The organism is Pseudomonas nitroreducens, assembly GCF_014204515.1.
Lineage (GTDB): Bacteria > Pseudomonadota > Gammaproteobacteria > Pseudomonadales > Pseudomonadaceae > Pseudomonas > Pseudomonas nitritireducens_A.
Genome location: NZ_JACHLI010000003.1, coordinates 320,002 through 338,057, shown reverse-complemented (window position 1 = coordinate 338,057; position 18,056 = coordinate 320,002). Strand labels below are relative to the sequence as shown.

Below are 18,056 nucleotides of genomic sequence, written 5' to 3'. Positions count from 1 at the left end.
TGCAGCCTTTTGCCGCAGGGCTAAGCTGCGCCAATGATTTCGATCCGCTTCGGCGCATGTGGCGCCGGGGCTTTGCCGGGAGCGCCACGCGGGTGCCCCGGCCTGTTCTGAAGGAGTACGCATGGCTGTCTACAACTACGACGTGGTGATTCTCGGCACGGGCCCGGCAGGCGAGGGGGCGGCGATGAACGCCTCCAAGTACGGGCGCAAGCTGGCGGTGGTGGACAGCCGTCGCGTGGTCGGCGGCAACTGCACGCACCTGGGCACCATCCCGTCCAAGGCGCTGCGTCACTCGGTGAAGCAGATCATCGAGTTCAACACCAACCCGATGTTCCGCCAGATCGGCGAGCCGCGCTGGTTCTCCTTCCCGGACGTACTGAAGAGCGCCGAGCGGGTGATCTCCAAGCAGGTGTCGTCGCGCACCGGCTACTACGCGCGCAACCGCATCGACATGTTCAACGGCACCGCCAGCTTCGTCGACGAGCGCACCGTTGAAGTCGTGACCCCCAGCGGCGCCGTGGAGCGCCTGGTGGCCGACCAGTTCGTGATTGCCACCGGCTCGCGTCCGTATCGCCCGTCGGACATCAACTTCAACCACCCGCGGGTCTACGACAGCGACACCATCCTGTCGCTGAGCCACACCCCGCGCCGCCTGATCATCTACGGAGCCGGCGTGATCGGCTGCGAGTACGCCTCGATCTTCAGCGGCCTGGGTGTGCTGGTGGACCTGATCGATACCCGCGATCAGCTGCTGAGCTTCCTCGACGACGAGATTTCCGATGCGTTGAGCTACCACCTGCGCAACAACAACGTGCTGATTCGTCACAACGAGGAGTACGAGCGCGTGGAAGGCCTGGACAACGGGGTGATCCTGCACCTGAAGTCGGGCAAGAAGATCAAGGCTGACGCCCTGCTGTGGTGCAACGGCCGGACCGGCAACACCGACCGCCTGGGCCTGGAGAACATCGGCATCAAGGTCAACAGCCGCGGCCAGATCGAGACCGATGAGAACTACCGCACCTCGGTATCGAACATCTATGCCGCTGGCGACGTGATCGGCTGGCCGAGCCTGGCCAGTGCCGCCTATGACCAGGGCCGTTCGGCCGCTGGCAACATCGTCGAGCACGATGGCTGGCGCTTCGTGAACGACGTGCCGACCGGTATCTACACCATTCCGGAGATCAGCTCGATCGGCAAGAACGAGCAGGAACTGACCGTGGCGAAGATTCCCTACGAAGTGGGCAAGGCCTTCTTCAAGGGCATGGCCCGCGCGCAGATCTCCAATGAGCCGGTGGGCATGCTGAAGATCCTGTTCCACCGCGAGACTCTGGAAATCCTCGGTGTGCACTGTTTCGGCGACCAGGCATCGGAGATCGTCCACATCGGCCAGGCGATCATGAACCAGCCGGGCGAACTGAACACCCTGAAGTACTTCGTCAACACCACCTTCAACTATCCGACCATGGCCGAAGCCTACCGCGTAGCGGCGTTCGACGGCCTGAACCGAATTTTTTGAAATACCCCGACCGGCGGCCTGAGCCGGTCGGGGGGAACCTGCTCAGCGATTCCCGATCGTGGCAGTGGCCAAACCGGGAAAGTCTGTGATCAGGCTATCCACGCCAAAATCGGCGAGCCGGCGCATCAGGGCCGGCTCGTTGACCGTCCACACCGATACATGCAGCCCCTGTTTCTGCGCCTTCAGCAGACGCTCCGGGGTGCACAGCGACCAGTTCAGCGCCAGCAGATCGCAGCCGTAGTGCGCGGCGACCTTCAGCGGGTCGAGCCAGGCGTATTCGGCCACCAGCCCGCGTGACAGGTCCGGCGCCAGTTCTTCCAGCGCGCGCAGCACCGTGCGCGAACTCGAGGTCACGGTAATCCGGTCGCGCAGGCCGAAACGCCCCACCAATTGGTGGATTGCCTGCACCGTGCGCCCGGCACGATCCTTCGACGCGCTCTTCACTTCCAGCTGCCAGTGCTCGAACTCGCAGCGCTCGAACAACTCCGCCAGCCGCGGGATAGGGCAGGGGCGTACCCAGCCCGGTCCGCCGTCGCGGGCGTCCATGGTCACCAGATCGTCCGCCAGTTGCTCGGAGACCTTGCCGCGGCGGCCGGTGGTGCGCTTGAGCGTCGGGTCGTGGATCACCATCAGCTCGCCGTCGCGGGACAGATGCAGGTCCAGCTCGCAGCGCTTCACGCCATGTTCCAGGCAGCGCAGGAAGCTGTTCAGGGTGTTTTCCGGTGCTTCGCCTTTGGCGCCGCGATGGCCATAGATCAGAGTCACTGGGGCTCCTTGGGAGTCGGTGAAAGGTCCTTGAGGTATTGCGAGCGGTGCTGGCGGACAGCATCAACCACCACCCCGCTCTCGAAATAGACGCTGAACTCGCGGTAGTCCCAGCGCGAGATGGGCGGCTTGCCGACTGCCGGGTGTTCCTCGTCCGGCAGGCCGAAGCGCTCCAGCACGGCCTTCTGGCTTTCACCGCGGGCCGGCAGGACGATATGCGGGTCGCCCTGGCTGCCCACCGGGATCTCGATGGTATCGGCCAGCAGCGGCAGCGGTGTGACAAGGCAGAGCAGCAGGAGCAGGTGGCGCATGGCATTCCCTTCGTTCATTCGCCGCGGGCCTTGGCCTGGCGGCGTTCCGATGCCTGGCGCTGGAGGATATGGCGGGCCAGCAGTTGGCGCTGGGCGTCACCCAGTATGTCGAATTCGGTACCGATCTCGTAGTCGCCTTCGGCCTGTTGCTGGCAATGCGTCACCTGGGCGCGCAGCAGCAGCCCCAGGCCCTGGGGCAGCAGGACTATCTTCAGCGCCAGGTGCTGGCCGACGGCAAGCGGCTGATCGTCGCGGAAGTTGATGCCGCCTTCGGACAGGGTGACCCTGCGTGCCGGACCGATCTCGCTGAGCAGGCTCTGGGTCAGGGCCTGGGCGATCAGGTCGATGCGCTTGTTCATCACCTTCAGGTAGCTGGCCAGCGGGCGGTCGCGCTCGTGGATATGGCGCAGCAGGTGCTGCGACTCGAAGTCGGTGAGGTGCAGGTCGCTGAGCAGATTGAACAGCGCGGAATCATCCTGAAGCACTTCTTGCGACTGGATTTCGTCCTCGCGCAGCGGGCGAAATTCCAATGCGAGCGTGTCTTCAATACGATAGTATTCGCGGCGGTCATCCGCGTCTGGAGTGGACATGGCGAACCCACGGCGGCAGTGATGGTCTGAGTGTAAAGCCGCCTGCCGGGCCTCGCCACACGGAAGTCGCTCGCCAGATGGATCTGACGCCCGACGCACTCTTCACCTTCTCATTCGGCCCCACATGTTCAGACCCCTTTCCGTCTACATCGGAACGCGCTACACACGCGCCAAACGCCGCAGCCACTTCGTTTCTTTCATCTCGCTGACCTCCATGATCGGCCTCGCGCTGGGCGTGGTGGTGATGATTGTGGTGCTCTCGGTGATGAACGGCTTCGACCACGAGATGCGCACCCGCGTGCTGGGCATGGTTCCCCACGCCACGGTCGAGTCCTACCAGCCGATCGCCGACTGGCAGGGCATCGCCGGGCAGATCAAGCAGCAGCATCCCAACGTGCTGGAAGTCGCGCCCTTCATCCAGATGCAGGGCCTGCTCAGCGCCGGCGGCACGGTGCAGAAGGTGCTGATCAATGCGGTGGACCCGAACGAGGAGAGCAAGGTCTCGATCATCGACCAGTTCTTCCAGCAGGGTTCGCTGGCCAGCCTCAAGCCCGGCGAGTTCGGCATCATCATCGGCGACAAGGCGGCGACCAACCTCGGCGTGAAGCTGGGCGACAAGGTCACCTTCATCGCCCCGGAAGTCTCGGTCACCCCGGCCGGCGTGTTCCCGCGCATGAAGCGCTTCACCGTGGTCGGCACCTTCCACGTGGGCGCCGGCGAGCTGGACGGCTACGTCGCCATGGTCCACATCGACGATGCCGCGCGCCTGCGCCGCCTCAAGGAAGGTCAGGTCGAAGGCCTGCGCCTGAAGCTCGACGACCTGTTCCAGGCGCCGCGCACCGCCTGGGAAATCGCCCGCACGCTGAAGGGCAACGACTACTTCGCCCGCGACTGGACCCGCAGCCACGGCAACCTGTACCAGGCGATCCGCATGGAGAAATCCATGATCGGCCTGTTGCTGCTGCTGATCGTCGCGGTTGCCGCGTTCAACATCATTTCCACCCTGGTCATGGTCGTCACCGACAAGAAGGCCGACATCGCCATCCTGCGCACCCTGGGCGCCACGCCGGGGCAGATCATGGCCACCTTCATGGTCCAGGGCACGGTGATCGGCGTCATCGGCACCTTCATCGGCGGCGTGCTGGGCATCCTCGCGGCGCTCAACGTCAGCTCCGCCATCGCCCTGCTGGAGCGCCTGCTGGGCCACAAGTTCCTCAACGCGGACGTCTACTTCATCGATTACCTGCCCTCGCAGCTGATGAGCGAGGACGTGATCCTGGTGTGCAGCGCCGCGCTGATCCTGAGTTTCTTCGCCACCCTGTATCCGGCCTGGCGTGCGGCCCGCACCCAGCCCGCGGAGGCCCTGCGTTATGAGTAAGCCGACCCCCAACGACCAGGCCGTCCTGAGCTGCCGCGACCTCGGCAAGCGCTACGAGGAAGGCCCGCAGTCGGTCGAGGTGCTCTCCGGCGTGCAGCTGGAACTGCTGCCCGGCGAGCGCGTGGCCATCGTCGGCAGCTCCGGCTCGGGCAAGAGCACCCTGCTGAACATGCTCGGCGGCCTCGATACGCCCAGCACCGGCAGCGTCTGGCTGGCCGGCGAGCAATTGTCGGCGCTGAACGAGAAGCAGCGCGGCCTGCTGCGCAACCGCGCGCTGGGCTTCGTCTACCAGTTCCACCACCTGCTGCCGGAGTTCACCGCCCTGGAGAACGTCTGCATGCCGCTGCTGATCGGCAAGACGCCGATCCCGGAAGCGCGCCAGCGTGCTACCGCGCTGCTGGAACGCGTCGGCCTGGGCCATCGCCTGAGCCACAAGCCGGCCGAGTTGTCCGGCGGTGAGCGCCAGCGTGTGGCCATCGCCCGCGCCCTGGTCAACACGCCGAAACTGGTGCTGCTCGACGAGCCCACCGGCAACCTCGACCAGCACACCGCCCACGGTATCCAGGAACTGATGCTGGAGCTGTCGCAGTCCCTGCGCACCGCCTTCCTGGTGGTGACCCACGACACCCGCCTCGCCGAGCAGATGGATCGCGTGCTGCGCCTGGAAGAGGGTCGGCTGGTCGCCGCCTGAAGGAAACCGGAATGTTCAGACCCCTGTCCGTCTTCATCGGCACCCGCTACACCCGTGCCAAGCGACGCAACCACTACATCTCGTTCATCTCGCTGACTTCGATGATCGGCCTCGCCCTGGGCGTGCTGGCCATGATCGTGGTGCTCTCGGTGATGAACGGCTTCCAGAAGGAAATGCGCTCGCGCATCCTCGGCATGGTCCCCCATGCGGTGCTGCAGCAGACCAGCGGTCCGCTTGACGACTGGCAGCGCGTGGCCGCGGTGGCCAAGCAGAACCCGAAGGTCGTCGGCGCGGTGCCCTACACCGAAGTCGACGGCATGCTCTCCTACAAGGGCATGATGCAGCCCATCGAGGTGGATGGCGTCGATCCGGCGCTGGAAACCCAGGTGTCGATCATCGGCCAGCACATGGTCCGCGGCAGCCTGGACGACCTCAAGGCCACCGAGTTCGGCGTGGTCATCGGCGAGATCACCGCGCGGCGCTTCCACGTCAACGTCGGTGACAGCCTGCTGCTGATCGTCCCCGAGCCGAGCACCGCGCCCGGCGGCATCACCCCGCGCATGCAGCGCCTGAACGTGGTCGGCATCTTCAAGGTCGGCGCCGAGCTGGACAGCAGCCTGGCGCTGATCCACGTGGACGACGCAGCCAGTCTGCTGCGCTGGCAGCCCGGCCAGGTGCAGAGCGTGCGTATCGCCCTGAAGGACCTGTTCCAGGCGCCGGAAGTCGGCGCGGCCATCGCCAAACAGCTGGGCGACGGCTACCGCTCGGTGGACTGGACCCACACCCAGGGCAGCCTGTTCAGCGCGATGAAGATGGAAAAGACCATGATCGGCCTGCTGCTGCTGCTGATCGTCGCGGTCGCCGCCTTCAACATCATCGCCACCCTGATCATGGTGGTGGCCGACAAGCGCGCGGACATCGCCATCCTGCGCACCCTGGGCGCCACACCGAAGCAGATCATGGCGATCTTCATGGTGCAGGGCACGGTGATCGGCCTGATCGGCACCGTGATCGGCTGTGTGCTCGGCGTGCTGGCGGCGTACAACGTCACCGCCATCGTCTCGACCCTGGAGCGCGTCGCCGGCACCCACGTGTTCAACTCGGACATCTACTTCATCAACTACCTGCCGTCCGACCCGCAGATCAGCGACATCGTGCTGATCTGCGTGGCGGCGCTGTCGATGAGCTTCCTCGCCACGCTGTATCCGGCCTGGCGCGCGGCCTCGACCCAGCCGGCGGAATCGCTGCGTTACGAGTGATCCACCAGCCCACGAAAAAGCCGCCCTTCGGGGCGGCTTTTTTGTGTCTGCAGCTGGTTGGTGGACGTGGCGTAGGAGCGGACTTCGTCCGCGATGGGTTGGCCGCGCTCCCTGACTGGTCTGAGCGGATATGAAACGATCGCGGACGAAGTCCGCTCCTACGGGCGTCTCGTCAGATGCCGTTCTGCAGATTGCGCAACGCCCGGCGCCGGCGCCAGCTGCGGCCGATCCACCAGCGCCAGTAACCTTCGGTCGCCAGGTAGCCGAGGATGCCGACGAGAATGCCGCAGATCACCGAACCGAGCAGGAACGGCTGCCAGAGCATCGACAACTCGCCGCTGATCCATTCCCAGGTCAGGTGTTCGGGCAGGGCGCGTGCCGGGATGCCCATGACCCAGGCGCCCATCTTGTAGGTGCAGTAGAACACCGGCGGCATGGTGATCGGGTTGGTCAGCCAGACCAGACCCACCGAGATCGGCAGGTTGGCCCGCACCCACACGGCCAGCGATGCGGCCAGTAGCATCTGCAGCGGGATCGGGATAAAGGCGGCGAACAGCCCCATGCCCATGGCGCGTGACACGGAGCGGCGATTGAGGTGCCAGAGGTTGGGCGACTGGATCAGCGGTCCGAGAAAACGCAGGCCCTTGTGGTTCCTGATGCTTTCCGGATCCGGCATGTAGCGCTTGAAGATTCGGCGCGGCATGGAGGAAATCTCTGGCAGACGGACGACGCACCATTATGCCTAGCTAGGTGACAGTCTTTGGTTGCCAATCATGTCCGTGTGTAACCGCCGCAGGCCAAGCGGATCGGCGGTTGCGCCGGGAGCCGGGAGGCGCTTCGTTGCCACTTGCAGGGATGTTCTCGCTGGCCCTCGGCCTGCTGGCGCTGCGCGGGTTGCCGACGCTGCCGGCCGGCTGGGCCCTGCTGGTGCTCGGGTTGATCGGCTTGCCGCTGCTGCTGACCCGCGGCTACTGCATCGGCCTGTTCCTCCTCGGTTTCGCCTGGGCCTGTGTGTCGGCGCAGTGGGCGCTGGATGACCGATTGGCAGCGGAGCTGGATGGCCGCACGCTGTGGCTGGAGGGCAGGGTGGAGGGCCTGCCGGATCGCTCCGGGCCTTCCGTGCGTTTCATGCTCACCGACGTCTCCAGTCCTCGTGCGAAGGTTCCCGCCACGCTGCGCCTGTCCTGGTTCGGCGGGCCGCCGGTGGAAGGCGGCGAGCGCTGGCGGCTGGCGGTCAAGCTCAAGCGTCCCCACGGCATGGCCAACGGCGCCGGCTTCGACTACGAGGCCTGGCTCACCGCCCAGCGCATCGGCGCCACCGGCAGCGTCAAGGACGGCCAGCGGCTGGAAACCGCCAGCGGCCCCAGCGCCTGGCGTGAGGCCTGGCGCAAGCGTCTGCTGGCAGTGGACGCGAATGGCCGCTCTGGAGCGCTGGCAGCCCTGGTGCTGGGCGATGCCTCGGGGCTGACCACAGCGGACTGGCAGGTCCTGCAGGACACCGGGACCCTGCACCTGATGGTGATCTCCGGCTCGCACATCTCGCTGCTGGCGGGGCTGCTCTACGCCCTGGTGGCCGGGCTGGCGCGCTGGGGCTGCTGGCCGGCGCGCATCCCCTGGCTGCCCTGTGCCTGTGGGCTGGCCGCGGCGGGGGCCTGGGCGTACAGCCTGATGGCCGGCTTCGACGTGCCGTTGCAGCGCGCCTGCGTGATGGTCTCCATCGTCCTGCTGTGGCGCCTGCGCTATCGCCATCGTGGCCTGTGGACGCCCTTGCTCGGTGCCTTGCTGGTGGTCCTGCTGGCGGAGCCGCTGGTGGTGCTGTTGCCCGGCTTCTGGCTGTCCTATGCGGCGGTGGCGCTGCTGATCTTCGGTTTCTCTGGGCGCCTGGGACGCTGGAGCGCCTGGCGTACCTGGCTGCGCGCGCAATGGTTGATGGCGGTCGGACTGTTGCCGGCCTCCATTGCCCTGGGGCTGCCGTTGAGCCTGTCCGGGGTGGTGGCCAACCTGATCGCGGTGCCCTGGGTGGAGTTGGTCGTCGTGCCATTGGCCCTGCTGGGCAGCCTGGCACTGGGCATTCCCTCGCTGGGCGAGGCACTGCTGTGGCTGTCGGGCGGACTGCTGGAGCTACTGTTCCGCCTGCTGGGCTGGATGGCCGGGTTGGCTCCGGCCTGGCAGCCGGTGGCCGCGCCGGCCTGGGCGCTGGCGTTGGCGATGCTCGGCGCCCTGCTGTTGTTGGCTCCGGCGGGCGTGCCTGTACGGGCTTTGGGCGTGGCGATGTTCCTGCCGGTGTTCTGGCCCGGTGTGACCTTACCGGCGCCGGGGCGGGCGGAAATCCGCGTGCTGGACGTGGGGCAGGGGCTGTCGGTGCTGATCCATACGCATAGCCAGGTGTGGCTGTACGACACCGGGGCGCGTAACGGCGACTTCGATATCGGTGAGCGCGTAGTCGTGCCCACTCTGCGCAGTCTGGGCATTGCCCGGCTGGACCTGCTGATGCTCAGCCACGCGGACAACGACCATGCCGGCGGTGCGCCCGCGGTGAAACGCTCGTTGCACCCGGCGCGGGTCATCAGCGGCGAGCCGGACCGCCTGCCGTCGGAGCTGGCAGCCAGCCCTTGTCGGATCGAAGCCTGGAACATCGACGGCGTGCGCTTCTCCAGCTGGGCATGGCAGGGCGCGCGGGAAAGCAACGACCGCTCCTGCGCCCTGGAGATCGAAGCCGATGGCGAGCGCCTCCTGCTCACCGGTGACCTGCCGCAAGCCGCCGAGCTGGCCTGGCTGGCGGCGCATCCAGGCGAGCACATCGACTGGCTGCTGGCCGGCCACCATGGCAGCCGCAGCTCCTCCGGGCCGGCCTTCCTGCGGGCGATCCAGCCGGGCACGGCGATCATCTCCCGTGGCGCCAACAACCCCTACGGCCACCCGCATCCGTCGGTCGTCGAGCGCTTCCATGCGCTGGGCATCCACATTCAGGATACGGCGGAGCAGGGCGCGCTGACCCTGACCCTCGGCACCCATGGCGAGGTCCGGGGAGTGCGGGAAGGCGCACATTTCTGGCAGGAAAATTGAGACCGGGGCGGTCGGCTCGCCACGGCCCCTGTGCTAGAGTGGCGCCACTTTTTTTCAGGGGATTCACCACTGTGTGGGAACTGGTCAAAGCTGGCGGCTGGATGATGCTGCCGATCTTGCTGAGCTCCGTCGCTGCCATGGCGATCGTCGCCGAACGTCTGTGGACCCTGCGCCTGAGCCGTGTGGCCCCGCCGCAGCTGCTCGGCCAGGTGTGGAAGCAGATCAAGGACAAGAAGATGAACAGCCAGGCCCTCAAGGACCTGCGCGCGTCTTCCCCGCTGGGTGAAATCCTCGCTGCCGGCCTGGCCAACTCCAAGCACGGTCGCGAGATCATGAAGGAGTGCATCGAGGAAGCCGCGTCCCGCGTCATCCACGAGCTGGAGCGCTACCTCAATGCCCTGGGCACCATCGCCGCCATGGCCCCGCTGCTCGGCCTGCTGGGTACCGTGTTCGGCATGATCCAGATCTTCAGCGCCTTCATGGGCGACGGCATGGCCAACGCGCCGATGCTCGCCGGCGGTATCTCCAAGGCGCTGATCACCACCGCGGCCGGCCTGATCGTGGCGATCCCGGCGGTGTTCTTCCACCGCTACCTGCTGCGCCGCGTCGATGAGCTGGTCATCGCCATGGAGCAGGAAGCCATCAAGCTGGTGGAAGTGACCCAGGGCGACCGCGAAGTCGACTTCGTCGAGGAAGGCAAAGCGTGAAATTCCGCCGCAGAGCGGGCGGAGCGGCCCGCGAGGACGTCTTCATCAACCTGGCGTCGCTGATCGATGTGATCTTCGTGCTGCTGCTGTTCTTCGTGGTCGCCACCTCGTTCACCAAGCCCTCGCAGCTCAAGGTCGAACTGCCCGAGGCGGTCAGCGGCACGCCGCCCGAAGCCACCGAGATCAAGCAGCTGGAAATCTCCATCAGCCTCGAAGGGCACTACGCGCTCAACGGCCAGAGCCTGGCGCGCGACGACCTGGAAAACCTGATGAACGCCATGCAGCGCGAGTCCGCCGGCGACAACAGCCTGCCGGTGGTGATCACCGCCGACGGCAAGGTGGACTACCAGTCCGTGGTCACCGCGATGGATGCGGCCGGCAAGCTGGGCTTCACCCACCTGCGCATCACCACCATCGAGTCCCGGGCGGACAAGAAGACCCCCTGATGGCGTTCTCCGACCGCCTGCTCGACGCCTGGTACAAGGGCCATCCCGCCCTGGCCCTGCTCAAGCCGCTCGAACTGCTCTACCGGCGCGTCGCTCAGGGCCGCCGGCAGGACTTCCTCTCCGGCGCCAGGCCGGCCTACCGCGCGCCGGTGCCGATCATCGTGGTCGGCAATATCACCGTCGGCGGCACCGGCAAGACGCCGATGATCCTCTGGCTGATCGAACACTGCCGCGCCCGTGGGCTGAAGGTCGGCGTGGTCAGTCGTGGCTATGGCGCCAAGCCACCGCAGACGCCCTGGCGCGTACGTGCCGAGCAGTCGGCAACAGAGGCCGGCGATGAGCCGCTGATGATCGTGCGCCGCAGCGGCGTGCCGCTGATGATCGACCCGGATCGCTCCAGCGCCGTGCGCGCGCTGCTGGCCGAAGAGCCGCTGGACCTGATCCTCTGCGATGACGGCCTGCAACACTACCGCCTGGCCCGCGACCTGGAACTGGTGCTGATCGATGCCGCCCGCGGCCTGGGCAATGGCCGCTGCCTGCCCGCCGGGCCGCTGCGCGAGCCGGCCGAGCGACTGGCCGACGTCGATGCCGTGCTGCACAACGGCGCACCCAGCGATCCGCCGGGTGCCTTCTCCTTCGTCCTGCGACCTTCTGCCCTGGTCAACCTGGCCAGCGGCGAGCGCCGCGGCGTCGAGCATTTCCCCGCCGGGCAAGCGCTGCACGCCCTGGCCGGAATCGGCAACCCGCAGCGTTTCTTCACAACGCTCGAGGCGCTAAACTGGCGGCCGATTCCGCATCCCTTCCCCGACCATGCGGCCTATACCGCCGAGCAGCTGCGCTTCACGCCGGAACTGCCGCTGGTCATGACCGAGAAGGACGCGGTGAAATGCCGGTCCTTTGCCGCGCCCGACTGGTGGTACCTCGCCGTCGAAGCGCAGCCCTCGCCGGCCTTCGTCGCCTGGTTCGATGCCCAGCTCGAGCGCCTGGTCGCCCGCTGATCGGCCCTCGTCCCTGCTTCACTCTGTTCAAAGCTCAAGGAACGCACCATGGACCCGAAACTCCTCGATATCCTCGCCTGTCCGCTGTGCAAGGGCCCGCTCAAGCTCACCGACGACAAGTCCGAGCTGATCTGCAAGACCGACGGCCTCGCCTACCCGGTGCGTGACGGCATCCCGGTGATGCTCGAAGGTGAGGCGCGCACCCTGAACGTCGACGAACGTCTGGACAAGTAATCCCATGAGCCAGGCCTACACCGTCGTCATTCCCGCTCGCTTCGCCTCCACCCGCCTGCCCGGCAAGCCGCTGCAGGACATCGCCGGCAAGCCGATGATCCAGCATGTCTGGGCCCAGGCCGGCAAAAGCTCGGCCACCCAGGTGGTGGTCGCCACTGACGATGCGCGCATCTTCGATGCCTGCCAGGGCTTCGGTGCCCCGGTGGTGCTGACCCGCGCCGACCACAACTCCGGCACCGACCGCCTGGCGGAAGTCGCCGACGCGCTGGGCCTGGCCGACGACGCCATCGTGGTCAACGTGCAGGGCGACGAGCCGCTGGTGCCGCCTTCGATCATCGACCAGGTGGCTGCCAACCTCGCGGCACACCCGGAAGCGGGCATCGCCACCCTGTGCGAAGAGATCCACGACCCGGCGGCGCTGTTCAACCCGAACATCGTCAAGGTGGTCAGCGACAAGAACGGCCTGGCCCTGACCTTCAGCCGCGCCACGCTGCCCTGGGCGCGCGACGCCTTCGCGGTGGATCGCGAGTCGCTGCCGGCCAACGTGCCGTATCGCCGTCACATCGGCATCTACGCCTACCGTGCACGCTTCCTGCGCGATTTCGTGGCGTGGGGCCCGTGCTGGCTGGAAGACACCGAATGCCTGGAGCAACTGCGCGCACTCTGGCACGGCGTGCGTATCCACGTCGCTGACGCCCTGGAAGCACCGCAGGCCGGCGTCGATACCCCGGAAGACCTGGAGCGCGTCCGGCGCATCCTGGGGGCCTGATGAAGGTTCTGTTCGTCTGCCTGGGCAACATCTGCCGCTCGCCCACGGCCGAGGGCGTATTCCGCCACAAGGTCCGTGAAGCCGGCCTGGAAGAACGCATCGAAATCGACTCGGCCGGCACCGGCGACTGGCACATCGGCAAGGCGCCGGACGCGCGCACCCGCGCCGCCGCGCTGCGCCGCGGCTATGACCTGTCGAGCCTGCGGGCGCGGCAGGTCAGCGTGGCGGATTTCTCCCGCTATGACCTGGTCCTGGCCATGGACCACGCCAACCTGCGCGACCTGAAGAGCCTGCGTGGCAGTAGCGGCAAAGCGGAACTGGACCTGTTCCTGCGCCGCTACGACCTGGAAGTCGACGAGGTCCCTGATCCGTATTACGGCGGCGAGGATGGCTTCGAGCAGGTACTCGACCTGGTGGAACGGGGCTGCGATGGCCTGCTGACGGAAGTGAAGGGACGCCTGTGACGCTGCCACTGCAAGAACGCATCTCCCTCAAGCCCTACAACACCTTCGGGGTGGAAGTCGCGGCACGCTGGTTCGCCCAGGCCCAGGATGACGACGAAGTCCGCGCAGGCATTGCCGCCGCTGCGGAAAAGGGCCTGCCGCTGATGATCATCGGTGGCGGCAGCAACCTGTTGCTGACCCGCGACATCGACGCGCTGGTGCTGCGCATGGCTTCGCGCGGCGTCCGTATCCTCAGCGACGACGGTGAGCGCGTGGTAGTGGAGGCCGAGGCCGGTGAGGTCTGGGATGATTTCGTACGCTGGACCCTGGCCCAGGGCCTGGGCGGCCTGGAAAACCTCAGCCTGATTCCCGGCACCGTGGGTGCCGCGCCCATGCAGAACATCGGCGCGTACGGCGTCGAGATCAAGGACGTGTTCGCCGGCCTGACCGCGCTGGATCGCCACAGTGGCGAGCTGCGCGGGTTCGGTGTGGAGGACTGCGCCTTCGCTTACCGCGAGAGCCGCTTCAAGCGCGAGCCGGGGCGTTGGCTGATCCTGCGGGTACGCTTTGCCCTGAGCCGCACGGCGCAACTGCACCTGGACTATGGCCCAGTGCGCCAGCGCCTGGCGGAGGAGGGCGTGACCGCGCCGGCGCCGGCCGATGTGTCGCGGGTGATCTGCGCCATTCGCCGCGAGAAGCTGCCTGACCCGGCGGTGCTGGGCAATGCCGGCAGCTTCTTCAAGAATCCGCTGGTGTCCGCCGGGCAGGCCGATGTGCTGCGTGAGCGCTACAGCGATCTGGTGGCCTATCCCCAGGCCGATGGCCAGATGAAGCTGGCGGCTGGCTGGCTGATCGACAAGGCGGGCTGGAAGGGCTTCCGCGACGGTGCCGCCGGTGTGCACGCGCAACAGGCGCTGGTGCTGGTCAATTATGGCGGTGCCACGGGGGCTGAGTTGCACGCTCTGGCTATCCGCGTCCGCGACGATATCCTTCAGCGCTTCGGCGTGGAGCTGGAAATGGAGCCGAACCTCTACTGAGGTCGCTGCGATTCGATCAAGGGATGCCAATGGCATCCCTTTTTTGTGCCGCGCTCCAGCACACAAAAGGCTTTTCGTAGGAGCGAGCTTACTCGCGAACAGCCCAGCGCCGACGCGGCCTTTTGACTCCATTCGCGAGCAAGCTCGCTCCTACAGATTAAGGTCTGTTCTTAGGAGCCAGGCTTATCGCAGGAGCGGACTCCGTCCGCGATAGGCCCGCATCGCGCCGGCAGCCAATCTTGGGGTGGCGCTGAACTACGGCGCGCAGGCAATAAAAAAGGGGATGCAGATGCATCCCCTTTTTCCGATCAAGGAAGTGATCAGCTGTGGTGTTTTTCCACCACGGAGCCTTCTTCTTCCTCGGTCTTCTCGGCTTTGTCGCCTTCAGCCTGCTCGACAGCTGCAGTCTCGTTCACCACTTCGATCTCGACAGTCTCGGCGGTTACTTCGGCAGCCGGCTCGACCACGACTTCAGCTTCCTCGGCTGCGGTCTCTTCGACCACGGCTTCGGCTACCGGAGCCTGCTCGACCTGCGGGGCAGCGGCTGCAGCAGCGGCGGCTTCGCGGGCAGCGCGTTCCTGGCGACGACGCTCGCGCGGGTCGTTGGAGGCACGGCCGGTGGCGTTGGCCGGAACGGCCGGGGCAGCGTCTTCGGCGGCAGCCGGAGCAGCAGCCGGGGCTTCTTCTTCGGCAGCTACCGGAGCTTCGACCTTGGGCTCTTCGACCAGTTGGGCGACGGCTTCGATCACGGTCTCGGCGGCCGGAGTGGGCTCCACTTCGGCGACGGTCGGCTCGACAGCAGCCACTTCAACGATCTCGCTGGCAGCGGCTTCTACCGGCTCGGCAGCCTGTTCGGCGGGCTTGGCGAGGAACTCGATGGTCTGTTCCAGGGCGCTTTCGGTGCGCACGGCTTCAACCACACCGGATTCCAGCGGCTGCGCCTCTTCCTGAGCCTGGGCAGCGGGCTGCTCCTGCTCGGTGGTGGCTTCGGCAACGGCGACTGCGGCAGCGGCGGCAGCGACCATGGCGGCCGGCGACGGAGTGTCGGAGGTGGCCTGATCGGCATTGCCTTCGGCGCTGCTCACTTCGCTTTCGGCACCTTCTACGCCATCCACACCGGCTTCACGCTGGCGCTCACGGCGGTTGCTGCGGCGGCGCTGGCCACGGGAACGGCGACGCGGACGCTCGTCGTCCGAGCCTTCGTCGTCCTGTTGATCCAGCAGCTCCTCGTTCGGCAGCTCTTCGGCTTCCAGGGCGGCGGCATCGCGAGCCTGACGGTCTTCGCGCGGCTGGCGCTCTTCACGGGGCTGACGCTCGGTGCGCTCGCCACGCTCACCGCGAGGCTGACGCTCTTCGCGCGGCTGGCGTTCTTCACGCGGTTGACGCTCGGCGCGCTCGCCACGCTCTTCACGGGGCTGACGCTCTTCACGCGGCTGGCGCTCAGCGCGTTCTTCACGCGGTTGGCGTTCCTCGCGTGGCTGACGTTCGGCGCGCTCTTCACGCGGCTGGCGTTCCTCGCGCGGTTGACGCTCGGCACGCTCTTCGCGCGGTTGGCGGTCTTCACGGGGCTGACGCTCTTCGCGCGGCTGGCGCTCGGCACGCTCTTCACGGGGCTGACGCTCTTCGCGGGCAGGACGCTCGGCGCGCTCGCCACGCTCATCGCGACGGCCACGCTCCTTACGCTCGTCATCACGACGACTGCCGTCGCGACCGTCACGGCGACGGTTCTGCTGACGGCCGTTGCGACGCTCGCCCTGGCCTTCGCTGCGCTCGGTGGCCGGCTTCTCGGCGGCAGCCGGGGTCGGTTCCGGCTTGCTGCCGGCGAACAGGCCCACCAGCGACTTCACCAGGCCCTGGAACAGGCTCGGCTCGGGCATCGGCTTGGTGGCTTCAACGGCGACCGGTGCTTCAGCGGCGGTCTGCTGCGGGGCAGGGGTCTGCGGGGAAACGGTCTTCACTGCGGCTTCCTGGCGAACCAGGGTGCGGGTGGCGCTGACCGGCTGGACTTCCTCGTGCTCTTCCGGGGCCATCTCGTAGCTGGCGTGGCCGGACAGCAGTTCGGGGTTGTCGTCGCGCAGGCGCTGGACTTCGAAGTGCGGGGTTTCCAGGTGGTCGTCCGGCAGGATGAAGATGCGCGCACGGGTGCGCAGCTCGATCTTGGTGATGGCGTTGCGCTTCTCGTTGAGCAGGAAGGCGGCAACCTGGAACGGCACGCGCGCACGAACTTCGGCGGTGCGGTCTTTCAGGGCTTCTTCCTCGATCAGGCGCAGGATGGCCAGCGACAGGGATTCGACGTCACGGATGATGCCCTGGCCGTTGCAGCGCGGGCAGACGATGCCGCTGGTCTCGCCCAGGGACGGACGCAGGCGCTGACGGGACATTTCCAGCAGGCCGAAGCGCGAGATGCGGCCGACCTGTACGCGGGCGCGGTCGGCTTCCAGGGCTTCGCGGACACGTTCTTCCACGGCGCGCTGGTTCTTTGCCGGGGTCATGTCGATGAAGTCGATGACGATCAGGCCGCCGATGTCACGCAGACGCAGCTGACGGGCGATTTCCTCGGCCGCTTCCAGGTTGGTCTGCAGCGCGGTTTCCTCGATGTCGCCGCCCTTGGTGGCGCGCGCCGAGTTGATGTCGATGGACACCAGGGCCTCGGTCGGGTCGATGACAATGGAGCCGCCCGAAGGCAGTTTCACTTCGCGCTGGAAGGCGGTTTCGATCTGGCTCTCGATCTGGAAGCGGTTGAACAGCGGAACGCTGTCCTGGTACAGCTTCACCTTGCTCGCGTACTGCGGCATGACCTGGCGGATGAAGTTCAGCGCTTCTTCCTGGGCGTCGATGCTGTCGATCAGCACTTCGCCGATGTCCTGGCGCAGGTAGTCGCGGATGGCGCGGATGATGACGTTGCTTTCCTGGTAGATCAGGAACGGGCCGCTGCGCTCGCCGGAGGCTTCCTTGATGGCGCCCCACAGTTGCAGCAGGTAGTCCAGGTCCCATTGCAGCTCTTCGGAGCTGCGGCCCAGGCCCGCGGTGCGGACGATCAGGCCCATGTCGCCGGGAACGGTCAGGCCGTTCAGGGCTTCGCGCAGTTCGTTGCGTTCTTCACCCTCGATGCGGCGGGAGATGCCACCGGCGCGCGGGTTGTTGGGCATGAGCACCAGGTAACGGCCGGCGAGGCTGATGAAGGTGGTCAGGGCGGCGCCCTTGTTGCCACGCTCTTCTTTCTCGACCTGGACGATGACTTCCTGGCCTTCGCTCAGGACGTCCTTGATGTTGATGCGGCCTTCAGGGTTCTTCTTGAAGTACTCGCGGGAGATTTCTTTGAGGGGGAGGAAGCCGTGGCGTTCGGCGCCGAAGTCGACGAATGCGGCTTCGAGGCTCGGCTCGATGCGGGTGATGCGGCCTTTGTAGATGTTGGCCTTCTTCTGTTCGCGCGCGCCGGACTCGATGTCCAGGTCGAACAGGCGTTGGCCGTCTACCAGCGCTACACGCAACTCTTCGGGTTGAGTTGCGTTGATCAGCATTCTTTTCATGTAGTACCAATGGTTTCCGGGGCCACCGGAAACGGCGATCGGCACACACGACTCTCACGGTCGGTGCTAAGGCACGTACTCAGGAACGGCGGACCGTTCCCGTGTCCAGCGGCAGCAGGAAGTATCTGCTGTGCCGCGACTACGTTTCCTGCTTGTTTTGTCAGAACAAGCATTCATCAGGAGGAGGAATTGGCTGTCAGATGCGGACGATATAGTGCGTCTACGTTCAAGGCATGGAGGCATGAAGGCAACGCAATCCGACAGTTGTGCATCTCCGCCCTGCACATTTCCCTTAAGAGCCGGGTGCCACTCGCTG

The 18,056-nt window shown here is 66.4% G+C and carries 17 protein-coding genes; 12 read left to right on the top strand and 5 right to left on the bottom strand.

Annotated features, from left to right (window positions below):
* Positions 1 to 121 precede the first annotated feature (121 nt).
* Positions 122 to 1,516 carry a Si-specific NAD(P)(+) transhydrogenase gene (gene sthA, locus HNP46_RS06440; RefSeq protein ID WP_024766684.1) on the top strand — a complete coding sequence of 465 codons (1,395 nt, stop codon included), beginning with the start codon at positions 122 to 124 and terminating at the stop codon, positions 1,514 to 1,516.
* Between the two features lie 42 nt (positions 1,517 to 1,558).
* On the opposite strand, the gene HNP46_RS06435 is transcribed toward sthA, so the two are convergent.
* Genes HNP46_RS06435 through HNP46_RS06425 form a run of 3 tightly spaced genes read right to left on the bottom strand, consistent with a single transcriptional unit; the run spans position 1,559 to position 3,182 of the window.
* The gene (locus HNP46_RS06435) at positions 1,559 to 2,281 is read right to left on the bottom strand and encodes a glycerophosphodiester phosphodiesterase (protein WP_184586926.1); all 723 of its coding nucleotides are present in this window, start codon (positions 2,279 to 2,281) and stop codon (positions 1,559 to 1,561) included.
* The gene (locus HNP46_RS06430; RefSeq protein ID WP_184586924.1) at positions 2,278 to 2,592 is read right to left on the bottom strand and encodes a phosphodiesterase; all 315 of its coding nucleotides are present in this window, start codon (positions 2,590 to 2,592) and stop codon (positions 2,278 to 2,280) included. Before HNP46_RS06430 ends, HNP46_RS06435 begins: the two co-directional genes overlap by 4 nt.
* A gap of 14 nt (positions 2,593 to 2,606) precedes the next feature.
* A complete protein-coding gene (locus HNP46_RS06425; RefSeq protein WP_184586922.1) occupies positions 2,607 to 3,182 on the bottom strand; it encodes a PilZ domain-containing protein in 576 nt (191 codons plus the stop codon).
* 124 nt (positions 3,183 to 3,306) lie between these two features.
* Between HNP46_RS06425 and HNP46_RS06420 the strand changes: the two genes are divergently transcribed.
* From HNP46_RS06420 to HNP46_RS06410, 3 genes are read left to right on the top strand one after another with little or no spacing between them, the layout of a single operon-like run.
* A complete protein-coding gene (locus tag HNP46_RS06420; RefSeq protein WP_184586920.1) occupies positions 3,307 to 4,560 on the top strand; it encodes a lipoprotein-releasing ABC transporter permease subunit in 1,254 nt (417 codons plus the stop codon).
* Entirely contained in the window at positions 4,553 to 5,251 is a 699-nt protein-coding gene (gene lolD / locus HNP46_RS06415; RefSeq protein ID WP_184586918.1) for a lipoprotein-releasing ABC transporter ATP-binding protein LolD, read from the top strand. Before HNP46_RS06420 ends, lolD begins: the two co-directional genes overlap by 8 nt.
* An 11-nt stretch (positions 5,252 to 5,262) precedes the next feature.
* The gene (locus HNP46_RS06410; RefSeq protein ID WP_184586916.1) at positions 5,263 to 6,510 is read left to right on the top strand and encodes a lipoprotein-releasing ABC transporter permease subunit; all 1,248 of its coding nucleotides are present in this window, start codon (positions 5,263 to 5,265) and stop codon (positions 6,508 to 6,510) included.
* 172 nt (positions 6,511 to 6,682) lie between these two features.
* Here the strand turns inward: HNP46_RS06410 and HNP46_RS06405 are convergent, their stop codons facing one another.
* Positions 6,683 to 7,213, bottom strand: a complete 531-nt coding sequence (locus HNP46_RS06405; RefSeq protein ID WP_184586914.1) for a DUF2062 domain-containing protein — start codon at positions 7,211 to 7,213, stop codon at positions 6,683 to 6,685.
* 152 nt (positions 7,214 to 7,365) lie between these two features.
* Here HNP46_RS06405 and HNP46_RS06400 point away from each other — a divergent pair, with 152 nt between their 5' ends.
* From HNP46_RS06400 to murB, 8 genes are all read left to right on the top strand, one after another.
* Positions 7,366 to 9,576, top strand: coding sequence for a DNA internalization-related competence protein ComEC/Rec2 (locus tag HNP46_RS06400; protein ID WP_184587020.1), 2,211 nt, complete (start codon positions 7,366 to 7,368; stop codon positions 9,574 to 9,576).
* A 71-nt stretch (positions 9,577 to 9,647) separates the two neighbouring features.
* A complete protein-coding gene (locus HNP46_RS06395) occupies positions 9,648 to 10,283 on the top strand; it encodes a MotA/TolQ/ExbB proton channel family protein (protein WP_017519262.1) in 636 nt (211 codons plus the stop codon).
* Positions 10,280 to 10,729, top strand: coding sequence for an ExbD/TolR family protein (locus HNP46_RS06390; RefSeq protein ID WP_045211644.1), 450 nt, complete (start codon positions 10,280 to 10,282; stop codon positions 10,727 to 10,729). Before HNP46_RS06395 ends, HNP46_RS06390 begins: the two co-directional genes overlap by 4 nt.
* Positions 10,729 to 11,727, top strand: coding sequence for a tetraacyldisaccharide 4'-kinase (lpxK, locus tag HNP46_RS06385; protein WP_184586912.1), 999 nt, complete (start codon positions 10,729 to 10,731; stop codon positions 11,725 to 11,727). Before HNP46_RS06390 ends, lpxK begins: the two co-directional genes overlap by 1 nt.
* A 48-nt stretch (positions 11,728 to 11,775) precedes the next feature.
* Positions 11,776 to 11,961, top strand: coding sequence for a Trm112 family protein (locus tag HNP46_RS06380; protein WP_081519465.1), 186 nt, complete (start codon positions 11,776 to 11,778; stop codon positions 11,959 to 11,961).
* Between the two features lie 4 nt (positions 11,962 to 11,965).
* The gene (gene kdsB / locus HNP46_RS06375; RefSeq protein ID WP_184586910.1) at positions 11,966 to 12,730 is read left to right on the top strand and encodes a 3-deoxy-manno-octulosonate cytidylyltransferase; all 765 of its coding nucleotides are present in this window, start codon (positions 11,966 to 11,968) and stop codon (positions 12,728 to 12,730) included.
* A complete protein-coding gene (locus tag HNP46_RS06370) occupies positions 12,730 to 13,194 on the top strand; it encodes a low molecular weight protein-tyrosine-phosphatase (RefSeq protein ID WP_184586908.1) in 465 nt (154 codons plus the stop codon). The genes kdsB and HNP46_RS06370 overlap by 1 nt, the downstream gene beginning before the upstream one ends.
* Positions 13,191 to 14,210 carry a UDP-N-acetylmuramate dehydrogenase gene (gene murB / locus HNP46_RS06365; RefSeq protein ID WP_184586906.1) on the top strand — a complete coding sequence of 340 codons (1,020 nt, stop codon included), beginning with the start codon at positions 13,191 to 13,193 and terminating at the stop codon, positions 14,208 to 14,210. Before HNP46_RS06370 ends, murB begins: the two co-directional genes overlap by 4 nt.
* 320 nt (positions 14,211 to 14,530) lie before the next feature.
* Here murB and rne read toward each other — a convergent pair whose 3' ends face one another.
* A complete protein-coding gene (gene rne, locus HNP46_RS06360) occupies positions 14,531 to 17,740 on the bottom strand; it encodes a ribonuclease E (protein ID WP_184586904.1) in 3,210 nt (1,069 codons plus the stop codon).
* Positions 17,741 to 18,056 lie beyond the last annotated feature (316 nt).